Here is a 21,349-nt window from a genome sequence, read left to right on the forward strand (position 1 = left end):
ATTTTTATGCATGAATTGCAAAAAAATCCATATAAACTGAAAATAAAGTGAAATATTCTCGATTAATTGCAGGTACTATGACCTGGGGAAGCTGGGGAAAACAACTCTCAAAAAAAGAAATGCAATCTTTAATAAACTTCTGCATTTCTAATCACATTACCACTTTTGACCATGCCGATATTTACGGTGCTTATACCACGGAAACCGACTTTGGTAAGGCATTTAAAGACTCAGATATTAAACGTGAAGACATTCAATTGATATCAAAATGTGGTATTCAAGAACAATTTGGCGGCCGAAACAATACCGTTAAACACTATGACTACAATAAGGATTATATTATTTGGTCTGTTGAAGAATCGCTAAAACATTTCGAAACCGAATATTTAGATGTCTTGTTATTACATAGACCGAGTCCATTAATGGTTGCTGAAGAGATTGCTGAAGCGATTACGATTCTAAAAAAAGACGGTAAGATTAGAGATTTTGGCGTATCTAATTTTACACCATCGCAAATGGAAATGATTGGCTTACGAGTGGATATTGATGTTAATCAGATAGAATTTTCGCTAACCGAACATTCAGCAATGCACAATGGCACCTTAGATTACATGCAAACTTGCGGTATTAAACCAATGGCTTGGTCACCTTTAGGTTCCGTATTTAAAGACGATAATCAACAAACTAGACGCGTACACAAACAGCTTGGCGCATTGACGGATAAATATAATGCCACAAAAGACCAATTGTTATTGGCTTGGATTATGAAACATCCATCTCAAATTCATCCGGTTGTAGGAACAACCACCAAAGAGCGATTAAAACTTGCCGTTGAGGCAACAAAAATTAATTTGGAGCTTGAAGATTGGTTTTTGATCTTGGAAGCTGCGCAGGGCTGTACGGTACCTTAACTGATTCTTCCGAACGTAGAACTCTCATGATTTTAAAAACATAACATTCAACCAAAATTAGATTCCTGCCTCGCAGGAATGACAGACGTATGAAAAAAACAGCCCTAATCACAGGCGCAACAAGTGGCATTGGCAGAGCGACTGCTCACGAATTTGCAAAACACGGCATTAACTTAGTATTATGTGGACGCAGGCAAGAACGCTTAGATAGTGTACAACATGCGTTATCTGAAGTGACTGACGTTTACACCTTAAATTTTGATGTACGCGATAGAGATCAAACATTTAAAGCTATTGCTTCCTTGCCAAAAGAATTTCAGAACATCGACATTCTCATTAATAATGCTGGAAATGCACATGGTTTAGACCCAATTCAAAATGGAAGTTTAGACGATTGGGATGCCATGATGGATATTAATGTAAAAGGGTTGCTCTATGTGAGTAAAGCCATTATTCCCGGAATGACAGAGCGCAAATCTGGACAAATAATTAATATTGGCTCTTCTGCAGGAAAAGAAGTTTATCCCAATGGAAACGTCTATTGCGGCAGTAAACATGCCGTTTTAGCCATTACAGAAGGCATGCGCATTGATTTAAATCCCTTCGGAATTAAAGTGGGCGCTATAAATCCTGGTTTGGTAGAAACTGAATTTTCCGAGGTAAGATTTAAAGGAGATGCAGCAGCAGATAATGTCTATAAAGGTTATAAAGCGTTGCAAGCGGAAGATGTTGCGGAGGTCATTTATTTTGCCGTGTCTCGACCTGCTCATGTGAATATTGCAGATGTATTGATGTTTTGTACAGCTCAGGCTAATTCAACAACAGTAAAGAAATCTTTATAGTTTCTTTACTGCTGTTAAATATTATTTATTCTCATTAATTATTTTTTATTGCTACACCATGGCACATTATCGTTCATTTGAAGATTTAGAAGTTTACAAAAATGCTACAGTATTTTGTGATGATATTTGGGATATCATTACAAATACACCTTTACAAAAAGACTATAAATTGAGAGAGCAAATTAATGGTTCTTCTGGTTCAATTATGGATAATATCGCTGAAGGATTTGGTAGAGGTGGAAATAAAGAATTTATTATGTTTTTAAGTTTCTCACGAGGTTCTTGTGCAGAAACCAAATCACAATTATTGCGTGCAAAAAACAGAAATCATATTTCTGTCAAATTATACACAGAGCTTAATTCAAAAGCCGACAACCTAATTGAGCAGCTTTCAAAATTTATGAATTATTTAAAAAAATCTAATCGAAAAGGGCCTAAGTTCGATTAAGTCCTAATAAATAATAACAATAATTAATAGCCAATAGGCCTTGATTAACAAAAGACTACTCATAAAAAATTTACTTGCTCACAATGATGAGAACAGCTTTTATGACAAAAAACGAAAAATCAATATTAGTCAAAAAGAAGGGAAAGCTAAGTTTCTAAAACATATCTGCGCACTATCCAATAGCAACCCTAAAAATAATTCATACATCGTTATTGGTGCAGAAGACAAAGACAACACTATTGTAGGTGTCGATTTTTTTGATGATAGTAAAATTCAGAACCTTATAAATGCCTACCTTCAAAACCCTCCAATAATACAATATGAAAACATCCCATTTCCGCATTTACCAGAACATAAAGTTGTAGGTTTAGTTACCATAAGACCTATTGATAGTATAACATCACTCAAGAAAAATATTTGGAAATATTACGGTGGATCCGTGTTTTTTAGAGATGGCAGTATAAGTATGCCTAAAGTGTTTGATATTGAAATAAAAGACGTCAATTCTAAAATTGTTGCTGCCATAGAAAACCATGCCCAAAATAATATTGAATTGACTTTAGATGGTGTTTTCGATTTTATGAATAAACGACAAGACTTTAATCCACAGTACAAAGTTTTTAAAGAATACTTTGTTTTATGTTGGTCGGGTGCCAAAAAACAAGTTAAAGATAAAGTCTTCTTTTCTAGAGTAGATATAAAACTCATAAACGAACAGGTTCTCTTATTTTATTCCGCTTTAGATGACGTAGCCATTTCCTATACAGAAGACTCCTTTAAAATAATTGAGTATGTAAGACTTGGATTATATAATTCTTATAAATACTACAAACTCGAAGAAAAAATGATACGGTTTAACGATAGTGCTAATTACACTATCGAAGCCAACCTCATTTTTGAACCACCTCAGTTCGACAAAAAAGTATTGCACCACATATACAACACCAATAACGCTATTTTAGAAAAACTTAAAAACAAACGTAAACTATCTCAAATTGAACTTGAGGATCTTAAAAATTTGGCCGCAAGTTACCTTATTTGTTTTCTTAATGGATTTGATGATGCCTTACCGCAACTGGAGCAAGCAAAACCTTATATAAAAAAACACGGAATTAATTTATATAACTCTTACAAAGAAACTATACGAATTCTTAGAAAAGTCAAATACAATTAAATAGCGCTATTTATACAAAAAAATAGCACCTTCACACATATCTTACTCCTAAGTATCAATCATTTACTAAGTTTGACTTTAGAAACCAAAACTATCAATGCTAATTTCCTACCAAACGGCAATGCTTAATTATTCATTTTGTTAAGTAAGCTTTGATTACGCTTTTAGCACTAATATTCTTTTGGTTTTTTTAAGAAACGAACATGTGTTGACTTGTTCAAATAATATTATATAAACTTAAAAACAAAAAAAAATGAAATCACTCTTCAAAAATTACAAATTAGTTTTAGTAGCACTTTTAATTGTGCCGTTAGCAGCGTGCTCAAGTGATGATGACAGCATTAATGAGCCTACAGTAACAGAACTTATAATACAAAAATGGTATTATTACAAAATGGAGGATCCGAACGCAACACCACCAGCCGAAGTGATACTTAGTGACTGTAAACAAAACAACTCGCTTCATATCTTTGATGACGGGACCATAGAAGTAAAATCTTTTAACCTTTACAACGACGAATGTCAATTGATGAATGTTAATAATTTAACCTATGAAATAGATGAAAACAATCAGTACATGACAGTAGTGGATGACAACGACTACACACAGCAATTAGAAATAATTTCTGTAACAAGTAATAGTCTTGTTTTGGCTGGTGAAGATACCATATTGCATTTTAAGAGATAGGCAGTTATACTATGAATCCAATTGAAAAAGCAGATTAAGCATTATTATATTTTAAATTATTATTTAATCGATAATATTAGATTTTCATCCGTATTTTAACACACTTTATCGATAACACATAATAATTGCTACTGATTATACATTTTTTTCGACCATTCATCATATATATTGTAAATCGAGCAAAATATTAACCATATTTGTAGTGCTATTAATCAATTACCAAACCTTGTTTCTCTAAAGCCATGTGCTAAAAATTGGAACAAGGTTTTTTTTATGCTTTTAAATAAAATCTAATAGTTTTTGTTGGTTAGGGATAATACCTTCAGCAGACACCTCCATCCATTGCGAAAGAATTGTAGCATAAACGGATCTAAAATCTATACTGTATTTTAAATCACCATTCGCATCTAAATCACTCAAACTGGCAAGTTTATTATAAAATCCGGCTGTCTTCAAGTTTTTCCCAATAACAAAAACATTATTAGCAGAACCATGATCTGTTCCGTTTGCTGCGTTTTGTTTTACACGTCTTCCAAATTCCGAAAAGGTTAAAATCAGCGTATCTTTAAAAGTGTCGTTTTGTTTTAAATCTTGCACAAAAGCCGATACACTCTCTGAATAGTGCGTTAATAATCGCGCTTGTTTGTTTATTTGGTTCGCATGCGTATCAAATCCACTTAAAGAGGTATAAAACACCTTAGTGTCTAATCCGGAATTAATGAATTGGGCAACATTTTTAAGTTGTTTTGCAAATTTATTTTGAGGATATATTTTATGCGATGGCTTTACCTTGGTGTTTTCAAAAATATAATTAGCAGACGATTTGGCTTCAATCATTGTTTGGTACAAATAGCCCAAATTATGCTCACTTAAATGAGCGTCATTATAGTGGTTAATGACATTTTTAAAATAAGGATCTTTTGCCGTGTTGTAAAGTACTTTATAATCGTTAGTTGCAATGCCATTAAGGTGTTCGCCCTTCATCGCTAAACTAAGTTGCTCATCCATTTCCATAGCATTGTAGGGTTGTTTGCCATACTGATCTAAATAACGACCTATCCAACCACTTTGCAAATATTCGTCCGATCCACTTGCAGTTTGCCAAATATCCATAGATCTAAAATGTGAACGAACCGGATTTGGATAACCAACGTTATTAATGATAGATAATTCGCCATTATCAAACAATGGTCTTAACGGGCTTAAACTAGGATGAAAACCCAAATCGTCAGTCAGTTTTATAAGGTCTTTCGAAATTGCTAATCGCGGTCTTGCATTGTAATATAAATCGTTATTATGTGGAATTATAGTATTTAAGCCATCATTTCCACCAGCCAATTGCACAATAACTAAGCGTTTATAACCCAAGCGTTCTGATGCGACAGTCTCAAACGTTTTCACAAAATTTGGAACAAAAAACAAGCTGCTTGCTAAGGCTGAATTTTTAATAAATTTTCGTCTGTCCATAATTAACACATTTGATATTCTGGTATTGACATGAGCTGAATACAATACGCTTGTTTTGAAGATTTATTAAGTATTTTTAAATAATCTAAAGTGCCTTTATTAATCTTCCCTTGGATGATATGGTCTTGAAGTTGTTCTGTTTTGGTCAATTTAAAATGCTCTTCAAAAACATCCCATTTCGGAACCGTTTTAAACGGTCGTTTTCTCTTAGTATTCTTGAAGAATTGCTTCCTAAATTCATCCTTTTCATCAAATGCGATAAACCCACTATTCAATACTACAGAAGGCAATTTTAAGCGAATCATTATGGTATTGGCATCAATCCATGCTTTATCACCTTTCCAACCAGCTACATTTGGAGGATCTAATAAGGTTTGACCTAAGAGTTTTTGAATTTTAAGTAGATCCTTTTCCTTTTCAAATGTCACAGGAACGGTTTTTGCCATGCCAACCACATAATCTATAGGCGATTTTATTTTTGTACCAATATTTTCCTCATCATAAAACCAATCAGAAAGAAACACAAAACGCATTAAGTTTTCAATATTATAATCTTTAAAAAACACCTCAGTCATAGCGTCGATATGTTTTTTATTTGGTTTTGGGTTTACAAAATAGCGGTAGATTTTATCTGAAATAAACTGTGCACATTGCTTTTCTGCTAATATGATATCTATAATATCGTCACCATCATGTTTTCCTATCCTGTTAAAAAATAATTTTGATTCATAGTCATGTTGCAACTTTCTAAAAATAAAATTGCCTTCAAAATCGTGACTATATCCTGTAAAAGCCCGTGCACTTTCTTTAATATCTTTTTCAGAATATTCACCTTCTCCAAGTGTAAACAGCTCCATTAACTCGCGTGCAAAATTTTCGTTAGGTCTATTTTTCCTATTTTGTTTTCCGTTTAAATACCTCAGCATTGCTGCTTCTTTAGAAATGGCTTTTACAAAAGCTTTAAAATCTCCTAAGGCAAAGTATCGAAGCGTATTATTGTATTGTTGGACGTACAAAGGATTTCGCTCTCTGCATACAAAATGGTTGGCCCAAAGCAACGTCATCCGTTCTCGGAGTAATTCATTTGGATTCATTAATCGTTTTACCCAAGCACCATTGAGCTCTAAAATTTTCTTTACTCCTTTTTTGCGAATTTCTTCTGCTAATTCTGGAAAGGTTTTTAAATCAATGGGCTTAATACCATGCAAATAGGATAAATCAATGTCAATAGGTGTATAAGCTTGAGAATCGACAAACAAATCTTCAACTACTTGTGCTCTGTTTTTAGGCATAGAGGTCTGTCTATTCGGATTAATTCCGAAACCAGCGCGCCAATATAAATGCTGAAGTTCTTGCTGTGTCATATATTTAAGACTCAATAATTTGCAATTGGTTTAATTCAAAAAAAAACCGCCTCAAATAGAAACGGTTATTATTACTTATTATTCTTTAAGTCGTTTTTTAGCTTATACATTAATTCAAAAATCGAGATATTAAATCACGACTTCCAATAGTAAAAACGAGACCGATACCTATGGTGCTATATTTTCCTTTTCTAAAGAAATCTTCTAATTGCGATGGTGCATCAATATTTGTTTTGCTCACATTATACGCATAATCGAAATAGATCATAAAATGTTTCGCCAACTCATAATGAAGATATAAGCCATAGCGATTTAACCTGGCAGAATCATGTTGTTCTGCAATATCAGACGTGCTAAATCCTGAATTTTTATAATTCAAATCACCATCTACAGCAATATTAAGACCTAGTCTAAAGTTTTCAGCTGGTAGAAATTCGTAACCTAAATAAACATAATTTTCAGCAATTCTAGATGTTCTATAACTTCCTAAAAGCTCTTGGTTTTTTACATCAAAATAGCTGGATCCTGTTGCCAATCCTATAAAAAAATGCTTATACACATACATTTGAACTTTAAAATCTATGCCTGACTTTCCCCTTAGACCTTCTCCCATAAAGTTGTCACCACTTGTAAAAGGTTTATGACCTCCTATGGTCATAGCAAAAAAGCGTTGACGATCCTCTGAATCGAAAAACGTGCTGCTAGACTCGGATTGTGATTCACTTTCGTTAAGATTGTCTTGTGCAAAACCAACTGAAGCACACAAAAGCAAACTAATAACTAAGCTCGTATTAATAAGTAAACGTAAAGTCATAGCTATCTTGATTAATAGTGATTAATTCCGTTATTTCAGGTTCGTCATTTATAGAGTATGTAAACTCAATCACTTCGCCCAATGGAAGCCTAAATGACCATTCATTATCAGGGTTATTATCATTGAGCAATTGGCCTATCACACGCTCTTGATAACACGAACTTTGATATTCATTAAGTGTTGCACCTTCATAATACTCTAAACAAAAACCTTCAACATATTTAAAACTATATCTAAGCGTATTGGATTCTCCACTTGTTTTAACCATATTATAATTAAAGGTGGCTGTTTTTTTTAAGCTTACTGTTTCCAGATCGAAAGTTAAATCTGTGGGTGTATAATTTATAGTGTTGGTTTTATAAACATAAGTACTATACTTATCACCGCCATCAATTTCAATAGCAAAATCTTCATCTCCATCATATAGTGAAATAACAGAGAAAGCACCATCAGAATTACTGTAGCCTTCTCCTAAAACATACTGATTCTCTCCTTCGCTGTAACTACTCCTTCTAGTTTGAACACTAATTTTTGCATTTGAAACAGGTGAATTGTTTTGATCTATAATTGTCCCTTCAACCAAAACCCTAGTGTCGTCTTCTAGGTGAACCTCGCAACTCACCACTGTTAAAAGCACACAGCACGATAAAAAGAATCTAATTAGTAGTTTCATAACATGAAATAGATTGGTTTTTAAGTAGATACAATTTGTAAGAAAAGGTTGCATCTTACAATGTTAAAAAAATAAAGCCACATCTTTCGATATGGCTTCATAATATTTATAAAATTTAACCTTAGCTTAAAGGTCAAACTTAATGCCTTGTATTAATGATAATACCACTATTAAAAACAAAATTGAAATTTGTTTTTACGTTGCGCTACTAACCCATTCATATTCCATATATAGAATAACACTTGCCCATTCTCCGTTTGGAGTATAAAACTCTTTTTCTAAAGTTAAATACACTATTCTGTCTTCCCATATAAAATCTATGAGCTTGGCTTGGTATGTTAACATAAAGTCTTCTCTATATTCATTTGGCACCAACGCAACACTTTCATTTTGTGAATTGATGTTTAATTCCCTACGAACATCATTATGCCTTAAGCAATTAGAATACTCTTGATAATTATTATAATGATCAGAATAAGGTATGTTAAAATCTATATATTGGATATTTCTGTAAACTATAGTACACCAGTAGGACTCTAAATGCTTAGACATATTACAATATTCAACCTCTTGAAAAAGATCGGTTCCTGCTATACCATCACCATTCAAATCAATAGGGTTTTCAAGATAGGCTGCTTTGAGTTGATAGCGCCCTAACAATTGATCTAAATAGGCTTGGTTTTCAGGTTTTTCCTCATCATCTTTAGCGCATGAAATGGATAAACATAAAAATAATATTAAAGTTAATTTTTTCATAATACTCATTTTATTGTACTTTTAAAGGAATTAGCGAAAATGAACATTCTCCAGTTGTGTATCTTCTCAAATCGTACCATTGATAGTTAAAATGAAAAAGACCTAGTTCGTTTTCATCTATAATCACGTTATCCTCAAACTTAACTATAGATTGATTCAAATCATTGCTCTCAAGTTTATATTTTCTAGTTTTTTGACTAGTTTGCGTAGTTTCAGAACTGCCTCCCAATTCCAAACCAAATTTCCATAGTTCATTAGATTCGAAACCAAAATTGGTATTGTATTTTGAAGTATAGGTCTCTTCAGTTGTTTCTTCTACAGTTAAATCCACTTCTTGAAACTCTAACTGCCATTGATTACTTACATTATGGATTTGCCATGGCAATAACTCTAAATCCAGACGGTAAGTTTTTGTCTCTATATTAGTTACAACGTAAAAATCGAGCCAAAAAACTCCATGTTTTTGATACTCAATTTCAAATAAATCTTCGGGATCGGCAGGAAAACCTTTTTCTAAAATGGGTGTATCGGTATCATAATTGATATTAACCTCAAACTCAAAAGATCCATCAGTCCAAAAACTACCTTGATTAATGTTACTAGGATTCACAACAATGCCCTTTAGCTCTGGGTCATCAAGATTATTATTCACTGGAGACACATCTGCAATAGCAGCCAAAGCTTGTTCTCCTGTTCCCTCAATCTTAAAGTCTCTTAAAAATTCACTATAATCATTTATATATGGTCCATTTGGGACACTTGGCTGTAAGGTATAGTAAATAAAATCTCTATGCCAACCCAAGTTTTGGTTCTCACCATACACTTCCCAAGCATCTACTATATAATCTGGTGTTCCATCTATAACAATATCAATTGGTGGATTGATAAAATTAAAAATATTATGGCTAAATTTAAACTTATAACCATTATTAGCCAAATATTCTGTTGTGGTAAGGGATTTATACTGAGGGTGACTGGGTACAGCTATTCTTTCATTTTCTTTTACGACCACAACAGGGAAACCTGGAATAACATTATGATCCAATAAATAACTTTGAGAATTACTACTTATTAAAGGGGTTTTGTCACTATCAAGCAAACTGATGGCAACCAAAGGAACATCTATTGAGACATCCCAGTTTTCTGCCGAAAACGAGCCTTTAGGAAGCGATGGTATAAAAATAGTTAGAGTGGGAATGTTTTCTTCAATCGCCACTAAATCTGACTCATCATCATAATAAGATTTTAAAACATCCCTAAAGGTTGAATTACCAATACTATTATCTCTTACATAATTATAAAGAATATCATAGTCTCCATTGAATTTTTTTAAAGCCTCAGTTTTTAAAAATTGTCTTAGTTTTACATTATTAGTCATTGCTTCATGCAGCGCTAATGCAAATTTTTTCTTTAACTCATATGACTTATTGCTTTTCGCGTATAAATCACTTGAGCCGTCTATGGTCTCATTTGATAAATTTGGCTCTTCACAAGAAGAGTATATAGAAACAAATAAGACTAATAGAATAAATAACTTTGTTTTCATAATACACTGATTTAATTTGATTTACAAAGAATAAATTTAAAAAATTAATCATAAAATCCCAGTATTGATGTACTCCTTTGAGATACGTTAAAAAAAAGCCACATCTTTCGATATGGCTTCATAATATTTTAAAAACTTAATCTTTACTTTACAAATCAAATTTAATCCCTTGTGCTAATGGTAATTCATCAGAATAGTTAACCGTATTGGTTTGTCTTCTCATATATACTTTCCAAGCATCAGATCCAGACTCGCGTCCACCACCTGTTTCTTTTTCGCCTCCAAAGGCACCACCAATCTCAGCACCAGAAGTTCCGATATTCACATTGGCAATACCACAATCCGAACCTGCATAAGACAAGAACTTTTCTGCTTCCTTCATTTCATTCGTCATAATCGCAGAAGATAAACCTTGCGCCACACCATTTTGTTGTTCAATGGCATTTTCAACATCGCCAGAATACTTCATGATGTATAAAATTGGAGCAAATGTTTCGTGCTGTACAATTTCATAATGATTTTCGGCTTCAATAATTGCTGGTTTTACGTAGCATCCACTTTCGTAACCTTCACCTTCTAAAACGCCACCTTCAACTAAAACGTTTCCTCCTTCAGCTTTTGCTTTTTCAATAGCCGCTAAATACGTATTTACAGAATCCTTATCGATTAATGGTCCAACGTGATTGTTTTCATCTAATGGATTTCCAATTTTAATCTGTCCGTAAGCACCAACAATAGCATCGCGTACTTTATCGTAAACTGATTCGTGAATAATTAGTCTTCTTGTTGACGTACAACGTTGTCCACAAGTCCCAACAGCACCAAATACAGCACCAGGAACAACCACTTTTAAGTCGGCCGTTGGTGTAATAATAATGGCATTGTTTCCACCTAATTCTAATAATGATTTACCAAATCGTTCCGCTACTGTTTTTCCAACAGTACGTCCCATTCTTGTAGAACCTGTAGCAGAAATAAGTGCCATTCTAGGATCTGTTGTCATCATTTCACCTACTTTGTAGTCTCCGTTGATAATACAAGAAATACCTTCTGGTAAGTTATTTTCTTTTAAAATGCCTGCGATGATATTTTGACAAGCCACAGAACATAGCAATGATTTTTCAGACGCTTTCCACACACAAACATCACCACAAATCCAAGCTAAAGCAGTGTTCCAAGACCAAACGGCTACTGGGAAGTTAAATGCTGAAATAATCCCAACAACACCAATAGGATGCCATTGCTCTCTCATAACGTGACCTGGACGTTCCGATGGAATGGTTTGCCCGTTTAACTGACGTGATAAACCTACAGCAAAATCACAGATATCAATCATTTCTTGAACCTCTCCGTAACCTTCTTGTAAGGATTTACCCATTTCATAAGATACCAATTTCCCTAAAGGTTCTTTTAAATCTCTTAACTTATTACTAAACTGACGTACAATTTCGCCACGTTGTGGTGCTGGCACATCTCTCCACGTTTTAAATGCGCTAGTGGCAGCATCCATTACTTTGTCGTAATCTGCTCTTGTAGTTGATTTTACTTTACCTATTAATTTCCCATCTACTGGTGAATACGATTCAATAATATCGCCATTAGAAAAATGGTTTGAACCTGTAGAAGTCCCTTCATTTATATCTTTTACACCTAACTGTTCTAAGGCTTCTTTTATTCCGAAATCGGTAGCAACTGCTTCCATATTTGCTTATTTTTTATGAATTATTAAAATTTTATGCGAAGTTACTAATAAAATGTCAGTTAGTCGAAGTGTAACTTCCCAATATTATGTAACTTTAAAACGACTATAGATTCAAGAATTAGTGACATCAAAATCTATAAATAAATTGGGAATTAAAGAAATTCGGTTCACCAATAAAGACGTCATTGATGATATTGAAAACGAAATGTTCACAATTTACAAAGAACTACGCGCTGGCTCTCTTTAGGAATTAAGGGTTATCGCAAACGCATTATTAATACTATTTTATAATCATACAATCTACATCTTAAATTTCATGAAATCACTCATTCCTTTTACACTTGTATTCTTACTATGTTTTGCCTGTAATAATGAAAACAAAACCACTGACGCTTTAATAGAAAGCGAAGTTGAAACAAAAATTGAAAAACCAGAATTCGCCATTGTCATTCACGGAGGAGCAGGCACAATCCTAAAAAAGAACATGACTCCAGAACGAGAAGCGGCTTATAAAGCAAAACTTGAAGAAGCCATAAGAGTTGGCTATAACATTCTAAAACAAGGTGGAAGCAGTCTTGATGCAGTTGAAAAAACCATAAATGTTATGGAAGACTCTCCGCTTTTCAATGCAGGTAAAGGAGCTGTTTTTACAAATGCAGAAACCAACGAATTAGATGCTTCAATAATGGACGGAAAAACTCTAAATGCAGGAGCTTCTGCTGGCACAACTACGGTAAGAAACCCTATAAATTTAGCACGTACAATTATGGATAAGTCAGAACATGTTATGCTATCTGGGAAAGGTGCTGAAACCTTTGCCAAAGAACAAGGCTTAGAACTTGTAGATCCAAATTATTTTTATACTGAAAACCGATTTAAGTCACTACAACGTGCAAAAGACCGAGAAAAAGTAGAACTAGATCACGATGACCAAACAGCGTTTTACGATCCAACAATAAAAGATTCTAAATTTGGAACAGTCGGCTGCGTTGCGCTAGATAAAAATGGAAATTTAGCAGCCGGAACATCAACAGGAGGAATGACCAACAAACGTTATGGTAGAATTGGAGATGCACCAATTATTGGATCTGGCACTTATGCCAATAATGCAACCTGCGCAGTATCGAGTACAGGTTGGGGAGAGTTTTTTATTCGTGCGCAAGTGGCACATGATATTTCTGCTTTAATGGAGTACAAAGGGTTGTCATTACAAGAAGCTGCACGCATAGTTATTCAAGAAAAAGTACCAAATCTTGGTGGTAATGGAGGCATTATAGCTGTAGATAAAGATGGCAATATGGTTATGGAGTTCAATACGGCTGGTATGTATCGTGCCACAATGAATGACAAAGGGGAGTTGGTCATTGGGATATATGAGAAAAAATAAAAACGTCAATACAAGATAGATCTCTTAAAACAGGAAAATCCTAATTGGTTGATTTAGCTAAGGATAGGCCCGTTTCCAGACAGTAAAAAAATAATCATTACAGTGGATTCCGGCCTTCGTAGGAATGATAAAATAAAACCAAATTTTCTCTACAAAAACAATCTCAATAACATTAACTCATCTGCGTATAATTCTTAACTTTATGACCAATTTAACAAAGCCCTAAAGTCTAAACGGTTAAAAACCTCCGTATTTATTTAACAAGAAAGCACTTACCTTTGCTTGTCAATCAAAACTTTTACTTAAATCCATCAGCAACATGAACATCAAAAAGCACCTCATCCTACTCCTAACTCTAGCATTTGTATTTTCATGTAAAAAAACACCTGTAGAAACCGATAACATTTTCAAGTATCGCGATTATATTAGTTACACCACTTCTGGTTTAGTGTCAGTTGCAGATCCCATAAAAATAAGCTTGTCAGATACGGTTAGCGGATGGGAAATGGATAAAACGTTACCAACCGAATTGATTAAAATTACACCTCATGTTCAAGGCCAATTAAAAGCTATGAACAATCATACTTTACTATTTACACCAGATGAGCATCTAGAATCCGCAACAGAATACACCATAAACGTAAAGCTAAGTGACATTTACAAGACTGTTCCGAAAGCATTTGAAGAATTTACCTTTCAATTCAAAACTATCACTCCGAGTTTTAATATTATCACCCAAAACCTTCAATCCTACAGTAAAGAATGGCAATATCTCTATGCACAATTGCGCTCTGCTGATGTAATATCGCTCGAAAACGCCAAAAAATTAGTATCTGCCTCTCAGAACTCTAAAAATTTAAATTTAGTATGGAATGAAGCTACGGAACAATCAAAATTCTTCGAGTTTAAAATTGATAGTATCAATCGATTAGTTGAAGATAGCAAAATTGATATAAAATGGGATGGTTCTGCCATCAATGCCGATAATGAAGGTGAAAATTTCATCAGCATTCCCGGAAAAAATAACTTTGTTATCGTAAGTACTGAGGTGGTTCAGAGTCCTGAGCAATTCTTATCCCTCAACTTTTCAGATCCTTTAGTGAAGCAACAAAATTTCGCAGGATTAGTAGCGCTTCAAGGCGTGAAAAACCCAAAATATATTGTGGATGGTAATGTGTTACGTGTGTATCCAGATCATAAATTAGTTGGAGATATTCAAGTGGATGTGTTTCAGGGCATCAAAAACACCGATGGTTTCAAGCTGAAAAAACCATTTTCAGAACTGGTCACATTTGAAGAATTAAAACCTGAAGTTAGACTCATTAGTAATGGCAGTATTCTTCCAAATTCAAAAAACCTAAAATTCAATTTCGAAGCCGTTAATTTGAGTAAAGTCGATGTGCGTATCATTAAAATATTTGAAGATAATGTCCTTCAATTTTTGCAAAGCAATGCGCTATCGAGCAATAATGATCACGCCATAAAACAAGTGGGACGCCGTATTGCCAAAGAGACCATCACTTTAATTCAAGATAAAAACCAGAACACCGGAAAATGGAAAGCCTACAGCATTGATTTATCTAAATATCTTAAAGCCGATCCTGGTGCTATTTATCGCGTTGAATTGAGCTTTAAAAAGGACTATTCATTATATGACTGTGATTCAAATGCCGAAACGACGAATATTGATGAAGACGATTACTACGATGATTATTATAGCGACGATTACTACACTTCTGAAGACCTTTCTGAAGAAGAAGAAAACTTGCGCGAAGAACGCTATTGGGACAATTTAACCTATAGCTACCGCAATAATAATTACCGTTGGAGAGATAGAGATAATCCTTGCACAGATTCGTATTTTAACTACGGTAATCGCATAGTGGCACAAAACTTAATCAGTTCAAATCTCGGTGTTATTACCAAGCAAGGAGCTGATAACACCTACTTATTTGCGGTGACTAATATCCTTAATACTAGTCCGGAAACTGGTGTAAAAATCACATTGTACAATTACCAACAACAAGAATTAGCAAATGGCACTACCAATAAAGAAGGCATAATAAAAATTGATGCTAAACACAGAGCAGCCTTTGCCATCGCTACAAAAGGCAGCAATGTCAGTTATATAAAACTACAAGATGGGTTATCATTATCATTAAGTAAGTTTGACGTTTCAGGAAACAAATTACAACGTGGACTTAAAGGTTACATTTATGCAGAACGTGGAGTTTGGCGACCAGGAGATAGTTTGTTTTTAACGTTTATGCTGAATGACAATGCGAACAAATTACCAAAGCGTCATCCTGTAAAATTAGAAATCACAGATCCTGTGGGTAAACTAGTTTACAGAAAAATATCTATTGATAATCTAAATCACTTCTATGATTTTATAGTACCAACTTCAACAGATTATAAAACCGGAAACTACAACGCCAAGGTTTCTGTTGGAGGTGCTACATTTTCAAAAAATCTAAAAATTGAAACGGTAAAACCCAACCGATTAAAAATTAAAATCGATTTTGAAAACGACATCTTAACCAATAACGAACCACTTCAAGGAGACTTAAATGTGGCTTGGTTACATGGTGCACCTGCAAAAAATTTAAAGGCTGAAATAAAAGCAAAATTCACATCATCGCATACCAGTTTTAAAGGTTATAAAAATTACGTTTTTAACGATCCAACCCGAACATTTAATTCTGAAGAAACCAATGTTTTTGAAGGGAATTTAGATGCCGAAGGCCATGCGACCATCAATTCAAAACTGAATATTGGCAAAAATGCGCCTGGCATGTTAACGGCTCAATTCCTAGTGAGAGCTTTTGAAAACGGAGGTGATTTTTCACTCGATGCTTTCACCATGCCATATGCTCCTTATGAAAGTTTTGTAGGGCTGCAATCGCCAGAAGGCAACAATTACGGATCTTATTTTACAGATGAAAACCACACGTTTGATATAGCAACCGTTACAGCGGAAGGAAAACCTATTAAAAGAGAACAATTAGAAGTAAAAGTTTATAAAATTGAATGGCGTTGGTGGTGGAATTCCTCTTACGACAATCTGTCGAGTTACGTATCGAGCAATTATCACAGACCAGTGCAGTCGTTTTCAGTAAATACTGATACGAACGGCAAAGCGAATTTCAAACTAAAAATTCCAGAAGACGAACGCGGCCGTTACTTAATTCGAGTGGTAGATCCTGTAAGTGGTCATGCCACAGGAAGAACGGCTTACTTCTACAAAAACTGGTGGTCTACAAATCCGACTGGTGATAAAGAAGCGGCTAAAATGTTAGTCTTTTCTACCGACAAGGAAAATTATAATGCTGGAGAAATTGCTAAATTAACTTTTCCTTCAGGTTCGGAAGGTCGTGCGTTAGTAAGTATAGAAAATGGTTCGGAAGTATTGCAACACCAATGGGTAAAAACCAAACCAGGAGAAACCACGGTTGATATTCCTGTGACGTCTGAAATGGCACCAAACGTATTTATTAATATTTCGTTATTACAACCACATGCCATTACATCCAACGATTTACCGATTCGTTTATATGGTGTGATTCCGATGATGGTGGAAGACCCATCAACAAAATTAGAACCAATAATCAACATGCCAGATAAGATTAGACCAGAGCAATCTTACGAGATAAAAGTGTCTGAAAAGAACAACAAAGCTATGACGTATACGATTGCTGTTGTTGAAGAAGGTTTGTTGGATTTAACCCGATTTAAAACACCTAATGCATGGGACAGTTTCTATGCACGTGAAGCTTTAGGCGTAAAAACTTGGGATATTTTTGATGATGTTATTGGTGCTTATTCGGGTAGTATTGATCAGGTTTTTGCGATTGGTGGAGATGGCAGTGCTGCTGCAGGAAAGAACAAAAAAGCCAACCGTTTTAAACCTGTGGTAACCTATTTAGGACCTTTCCTTTTAGATAAAGGACAAACCAAAACACATCAACTCAAAATGCCAAATTATATTGGCGCAGTGAGAGCGATGGTCGTTGCAGGAAACAATGCTACAGAAGCTTATGGAAGTACAGACAAATCGGTTCAGGTAAAACAACCGTTAATGGTCTTGGCAACCTTACCTAGAAAATTGAGTCCTGGTGAAAAAGTAACATTGCCTGTAACGGTTTTTGCTATGGAAAACAAAGTGAAGAACGTCAACTTATCCTTAAAACTAAGTGATGGCATTACCGTGAAAGGCGAATCGTCTCAATCACTTAAATTCGATAAACCTGATGAAAAAATGGTTTATTTTGAATTGGACGTCACCAAAGCCAAAGACATCAATACGGTTGAAGTTGTTGCCACAGGAAACGGAGAAAAATCCACCTACAAAGTAGAGATTGATGTGGAAAATCCAAATCCATTTACGTCTAAAGTCAGTGATCATGAGTTAGAATCAAATGCCCAGCAAACTGTCAACGTAACAACGTTTGGAGTTGCAGGAACAAATTCGGCAACGGTAGAATTTTCAACCTTGCCACCAATGGATTTCACCGGTAGATTACAATATCTTATTCGTTATCCACATGGTTGTTTAGAGCAAACGACTTCAGGTGTATTTCCTCAATTATTCTTGGCAGATATTTTTGATTTAACGGCGAAGAAAAAGAAAGAAATCCAGAGTAATATTGAAAGTGGCATTAAACGTTTAGGCAATTTCCAACAACCAAACGGAGGCATGAGCTATTGGATGGGAGAAAACACGACTAATGACTGGAGCACCAGTTACGCTGGTCACTTTATGATTGAAGCTGAGAAGAAAGGGTTCGTATTGCCATTAACTTTCAAGAGTAACTGGATTGCCTACCAAAAACAAGCCGCCAGAAATTGGAGACCAAGTTATCGTGTGTATCATTCCGATTTAGCACAAGCCTATCGTTTATATACTTTGGCTTTAGCTGGAAGTCCAGATTTAGCAAGCATGAACCGCTTACGTGAATTCGAAGAAATTTCAAACGAAGCCAAATGGCGATTAGCAGCGGCTTATGCCTTAGCAGGACAACAAGAAGCGAGTGATGCTATTTCTAAAACCGCAAATATCGATTTTCAACCACCAAAATCTAATTATTACACTTATGGTTCGGTGGACAGAAATAGAGCGATGGCTTTAGAAACCATGATCATTACTGGCAATCCTAAAGCGAGAGATTTAGCAAAATCCATTGCCAAGGATTTATCGAGTGACCAATGGATGAGCACACAAACCACAGCGTATAGTTTATTAGCTATGGGAAAAATGGTCATTAAAAACGGCGGAAAAGATTTAAAATTGTCTTACAGTATCAATGGCAAATCTGAAACCATAGACACTAAAAATGCCATTGCACAACGTGATATTCCTATAAATGAAGGCAACAACCACATTAAAATTACTAACGAAAAAGATAATTTGGTTTACGTGAGAGTTATAAGTTCTGGAAAACTGAAATTAGGCGAAGAATTGGCTGAACAACGTGGCTTCACGATTTCCACCATTTACAAAGATTTACAAGGCAATAAAATAAACGTGTCCAACCTGAAACAAGGTCAAGACTTTGTGGCAACGGTTAGTATTTCGAACTTAACACGAGATTATGTTCACGATGTGGCCTTGACGCAAATTTTCCCATCTGGTTGGGATATTGTAAACACCAGATTTACGGCTTTTGGAGATACAACGGTGAGTCAAGCCAGATATACAGATATCAGAGATGACCGCGTCAATTTCTATTTTGATATGAATCCGAAAGGCGAACATGGCACCAAAACCTTTACCGTTTTATTAAATGCATCCTATTTAGGCACCTATTATTTACCAGGCACACAAGCCGAAGCCATGTATGATAACGATTATTTGGTGCGAAATAAAGGCGAATGGATTACTGTTGAGAAGTAACCAGAGGAGACCTGACAGGTTTTAAAAACCTGTCAGGTCTAACTAACCAAGAAAATCAATACTAGAGAAGTGACAAAGACCTCGCAGGTCCATAAAACAATTCTTGTCAGTTCGAGTGATTCTGACCTTTTCGTCAGAATTGTATCGAGAACCTATTTAACTTAAAACGTTTCTCGACATATATTTCAAGCTCACAAAAGCTTAAAATTCACCTGAAATGACAACACTATAAAAGCTACCGAAACTTTTCCGATAACTATCGGAACAGCATAAACTAAATACTTGTCGGTCGACAGGCAAGAATCCTAGAAAACAAACCGCTAAAATGTTTAACCTTAAATTTAAAAATTATGAACAATCTAAAACAGATTTTAGCGATCGGAATGTTACTTTGTGTAGCATTAGTAACAGCACAACAAAATGCTTACGTAGCAGCAGAAAGTGGTTTGTCCCTTAGAGACCAACCCGATGTCAATGGAAAATTGTTGACCAAACTAGCTTATGCAGAAGCCATAGGTGTTATTGAAACCACGGACAAAAAATTGGTCATTCTAGATGGCGGAAAAAAAGTCACTGGCGAATGGGTAAAAGTAGAAACCCGAAACCATATTGGTTATGTTTTTAATGGCTATTTGTCACCAACAAAAATTTCGAAACCCATCCGTTTACATTTAGATCAATTGGATGTAGAAATCAAAAATCTAGCAACGAGCGACTATAAAAGAACGCACAGTTTAAAAAACCAAGATTCCACAACCATCAATGTAGATATAGGAGCTTCACCTGAAAGAAAAAAAATCGTTCTTTTTGACAATGATTATAAGCACGTGAGTATTTTTCAGCGTTATGAAAATAGTATTTCATTTATGAGCGCAGATGCGCAGTGCGATGCTAAGGATTGGAAACATTTTGATTCGGAATGGAAACCACTAAAGCAAATCACATCCAATACTTTTGAAACTTTAGCTTATACAGAAAACGATTGGAAGACGTTTATAGACACCTCTGTTGATGCCTTAAAAACAGAAGTTATTGACCAATGTGGTGTAGAATGGCTAAATTATTTTAAGACTATAGACAATGTAAAAGATCGTCCTGTTGGAGTATCAACAAATCGTGTGTTTTTAAAACTTATCTTAACTGATTTTGAAGATAACATTTCAGAAAAAATCATTGAATTTGATATCCCTAAATGTTAATTGTAGCTTACATTATAAATGAGCTACGGTTGGTATCATCAAGGGGACAAGTACTAAAAATAATCTTGGGAGGATTGTCCCCTTGAGGGGACTTTAGGGGTGTTTTATTTTTAAGAACTTACAGGATAATTTAAACGAATGAGATTCCCACTTTCGTGGGAAATATGAAGACTGCTAAATTGAAGTAAGACCTGACAGGTTTTTGAAACCTGTCAGGTTTAATTTAAATTACCCTATCGCTTTAAAGAGAAATGCGCTCTAAACTCTTTACGTTCACCTGTACTAGGCTCATCATACTCAACTGTAAACCAATAGCCATCTGTTGGCATCGCTTTACCATTATAAATCCCATTCCAACCGTCTCCATCTGGACTTATTTGCTTTAATAGTTTTCCGTAGCGATCAAATATATAGATGATGGCGTTACTACCAATACCTTCAATGTTCCAAGTTTCATTATTTCCATCTCCATTTGGTGTAAAATA

General features: G+C 34.8%; 16 protein-coding genes. 8 read left to right on the forward strand and 8 right to left on the reverse strand.

Annotation, left to right across the window (positions count from 1 at the left end; translation table 11 throughout):
- Nucleotides 1-47: 47 nt before the first annotated feature.
- The 5 genes from ITJ86_RS15235 (at nucleotide 48) to ITJ86_RS15255 (ending at nucleotide 4,063) form a co-directional block, all read left to right on the forward strand.
- Nucleotides 48-911, forward strand: coding sequence for an aldo/keto reductase (locus tag ITJ86_RS15235; RefSeq protein WP_317190640.1), 864 nt, complete (start codon nucleotides 48-50; stop codon nucleotides 909-911).
- An 89-nt stretch (nucleotides 912-1,000) separates the two neighbouring features.
- Nucleotides 1,001-1,753 carry an SDR family NAD(P)-dependent oxidoreductase gene (locus ITJ86_RS15240; RefSeq protein WP_195872516.1) on the forward strand — a complete coding sequence of 251 codons (753 nt, stop codon included), beginning with the start codon at nucleotides 1,001-1,003 and terminating at the stop codon, nucleotides 1,751-1,753.
- A 58-nt stretch (nucleotides 1,754-1,811) separates the two neighbouring features.
- Nucleotides 1,812-2,201 carry a four helix bundle protein gene (locus ITJ86_RS15245; protein WP_195872517.1) on the forward strand — a complete coding sequence of 130 codons (390 nt, stop codon included), beginning with the start codon at nucleotides 1,812-1,814 and terminating at the stop codon, nucleotides 2,199-2,201.
- A 40-nt stretch (nucleotides 2,202-2,241) separates the two neighbouring features.
- A complete protein-coding gene (locus tag ITJ86_RS15250) occupies nucleotides 2,242-3,375 on the forward strand; it encodes an ATP-binding protein (protein ID WP_195872518.1) in 1,134 nt (377 codons plus the stop codon).
- A 253-nt stretch (nucleotides 3,376-3,628) separates the two neighbouring features.
- Nucleotides 3,629-4,063 (forward strand): lipocalin-like domain-containing protein, encoded by a 435-nt coding sequence (locus ITJ86_RS15255; protein ID WP_195872519.1) that lies wholly within the window; start codon nucleotides 3,629-3,631, stop codon nucleotides 4,061-4,063.
- A gap of 279 nt (nucleotides 4,064-4,342) precedes the next feature.
- Here the strand turns inward: ITJ86_RS15255 and ITJ86_RS15260 are convergent, their stop codons facing one another.
- The 7 genes from ITJ86_RS15260 to amaB form a co-directional block, all read right to left on the reverse strand.
- The gene (locus ITJ86_RS15260) at nucleotides 4,343-5,530 is read right to left on the reverse strand and encodes a DUF1501 domain-containing protein (protein WP_195872520.1); all 1,188 of its coding nucleotides are present in this window, start codon (nucleotides 5,528-5,530) and stop codon (nucleotides 4,343-4,345) included.
- Nucleotides 5,531-5,532: 2 nt separating this feature from the next.
- On the reverse strand, nucleotides 5,533-6,894 hold the full coding sequence (locus tag ITJ86_RS15265) for a DUF1800 domain-containing protein (protein ID WP_195872521.1): 1,362 nt from the start codon (nucleotides 6,892-6,894) through the stop codon (nucleotides 5,533-5,535).
- 109 nt (nucleotides 6,895-7,003) lie between these two features.
- Entirely contained in the window at nucleotides 7,004-7,708 is a 705-nt protein-coding gene (locus ITJ86_RS15270) for a hypothetical protein (protein ID WP_195872522.1), read from the reverse strand.
- Nucleotides 7,686-8,381 (reverse strand): carboxypeptidase-like regulatory domain-containing protein, encoded by a 696-nt coding sequence (locus tag ITJ86_RS15275; protein ID WP_195872523.1) that lies wholly within the window; start codon nucleotides 8,379-8,381, stop codon nucleotides 7,686-7,688. Before ITJ86_RS15275 ends, ITJ86_RS15270 begins: the two co-directional genes overlap by 23 nt.
- Nucleotides 8,382-8,576: 195 nt before the next feature.
- Nucleotides 8,577-9,137 (reverse strand): hypothetical protein, encoded by a 561-nt coding sequence (locus ITJ86_RS15280; RefSeq protein ID WP_195872524.1) that lies wholly within the window; start codon nucleotides 9,135-9,137, stop codon nucleotides 8,577-8,579.
- Between the two features lie 10 nt (nucleotides 9,138-9,147).
- On the reverse strand, nucleotides 9,148-10,683 hold the full coding sequence (locus tag ITJ86_RS15285; protein ID WP_195872525.1) for a hypothetical protein: 1,536 nt from the start codon (nucleotides 10,681-10,683) through the stop codon (nucleotides 9,148-9,150).
- A 148-nt stretch (nucleotides 10,684-10,831) separates the two neighbouring features.
- Nucleotides 10,832-12,385: an L-piperidine-6-carboxylate dehydrogenase gene (gene amaB / locus ITJ86_RS15290; RefSeq protein WP_195872526.1), complete on the reverse strand. Its 1,554-nt coding sequence runs from the start codon at nucleotides 12,383-12,385 to the stop codon at nucleotides 10,832-10,834.
- Nucleotides 12,386-12,701: 316 nt separating this feature from the next.
- Here amaB and ITJ86_RS15295 point away from each other — a divergent pair, with 316 nt between their 5' ends.
- The 3 genes from ITJ86_RS15295 to ITJ86_RS15305 all read left to right on the forward strand — a co-directional run bounded on the left by ITJ86_RS15295 (nucleotide 12,702) and on the right by ITJ86_RS15305 (nucleotide 20,864).
- The gene (locus ITJ86_RS15295) at nucleotides 12,702-13,772 is read left to right on the forward strand and encodes an isoaspartyl peptidase/L-asparaginase family protein (protein ID WP_195872527.1); all 1,071 of its coding nucleotides are present in this window, start codon (nucleotides 12,702-12,704) and stop codon (nucleotides 13,770-13,772) included.
- Nucleotides 13,773-14,091: 319 nt separating this feature from the next.
- Nucleotides 14,092-19,665 (forward strand): alpha-2-macroglobulin family protein, encoded by a 5,574-nt coding sequence (locus ITJ86_RS15300; RefSeq protein ID WP_195872528.1) that lies wholly within the window; start codon nucleotides 14,092-14,094, stop codon nucleotides 19,663-19,665.
- A gap of 350 nt (nucleotides 19,666-20,015) precedes the next feature.
- Nucleotides 20,016-20,864: an SH3 domain-containing protein gene (locus ITJ86_RS15305; protein ID WP_195872529.1), complete on the forward strand. Its 849-nt coding sequence runs from the start codon at nucleotides 20,016-20,018 to the stop codon at nucleotides 20,862-20,864.
- A gap of 233 nt (nucleotides 20,865-21,097) precedes the next feature.
- On the opposite strand, the gene ITJ86_RS15310 is transcribed toward ITJ86_RS15305, so the two are convergent.
- Nucleotides 21,098-21,349 (reverse strand): T9SS type B sorting domain-containing protein (locus ITJ86_RS15310; protein ID WP_195872530.1); only part of this gene is annotated, 252 nt, incomplete at its 5' end.

Origin of the sequence: Winogradskyella marina (assembly GCF_015645385.1) — a bacterium.
Taxonomy (GTDB): domain Bacteria; phylum Bacteroidota; class Bacteroidia; order Flavobacteriales; family Flavobacteriaceae; genus Winogradskyella; species Winogradskyella marina.